Annotated in this window: 2 pseudogenes; both read right to left on the bottom strand. The window is 38.7% G+C overall.

Going from position 1 to position 982, the window contains the following annotated elements:
* Positions 1-27: 27 nt before the first annotated feature.
* Positions 28-849, bottom strand: a pseudogene (locus AAX18_RS05850) (IS3 family transposase); the annotation flags it as partial.
* Positions 831-982: pseudogene (locus AAX18_RS09000) on the bottom strand (transposase); the annotation flags it as partial. The pseudogenes AAX18_RS09000 and AAX18_RS05850, both read right to left, overlap by 19 nt.

Consider the following 982-nt stretch of genomic DNA (forward strand, 5'->3'; position numbering starts at 1 on the left):
CTGCCCCCCAAAAGTTGGACAGGTTAGTTAACTTAAATATTGAGCTCGGTATTGCACTGGGCTCAATCCTTTTAAACCAAGTTTAATTCGTTTTTGATTGTAATACACTAAATATTCTTCAATTTCAGCCTGTAATTCAGCAATTGAATGATAAGTCCGAGAGTAAAAACACGCTGATTTTAGTATCGCAAAAAAACTTTCAATCACTGCATTATCGTAGCAATTTCCTCGGCGGCTCATACTTTGCACCGCTTTACCCTCCAACATCTTTACCCATTCCGCTGAGCCATACAATACGCCTTGGTCACTATGAATAATCGGGCATTCTGTCGGTTTAATCTTACTAAGCCCTTGTTCTAACATCTTTTTTACCAATGAAAACTTCGGGCGTGTTGCAAAGTTATAGGCAATAATTTCTCGGTTAGCCAAGTCCATCAACGGTGAAAAATAAAGTGTTTCTTGACTAACATGAAATTCCGTTACATCCGTTACCCATTTTTGATTGAGTGCCGTTGCTGTAAAATCACGATTCAGCAAATTCGGGGCAATATGCGATGTTTTTCCACGTTTTCCATGTCTTTTCTTGCGTAAAATGGAATGAATACCTAACTCGTTCATCAGCTTTAACACCGTTTTATGATTCAAATTAAAACCCATTTGGCGTAATTTGAGCGTCATAGGGCGATAACCATCTCGTTTTCTGTTCTTTTTATACAGCGATAAGATAGTTTCTTTAGCTTCGTGATAATTTCGCTTAATCTCTTTATAGTAAAAGCTTGAACGAGGCATTTTAGCCACATGAAGTAAATCATTTAACGCGTGGTTTGGCTTCAATCTTTCAATAATTTTTCTTTTTTCTGTTGCTGTTTTTGACGGTCGAGCGCTTCCAACTCCTTTAGATAAGCAATCTCCGCTCGAGCCAAGGCGAGCTCTCGCTGCAGCTTTTTAAACGCTTTAGGTGAAAAGTCTGTGGTTTCTGGAA

This window comes from Haemophilus haemolyticus, assembly GCF_001008205.1.
Lineage (GTDB): Bacteria > Pseudomonadota > Gammaproteobacteria > Enterobacterales > Pasteurellaceae > Haemophilus > Haemophilus haemolyticus_Q.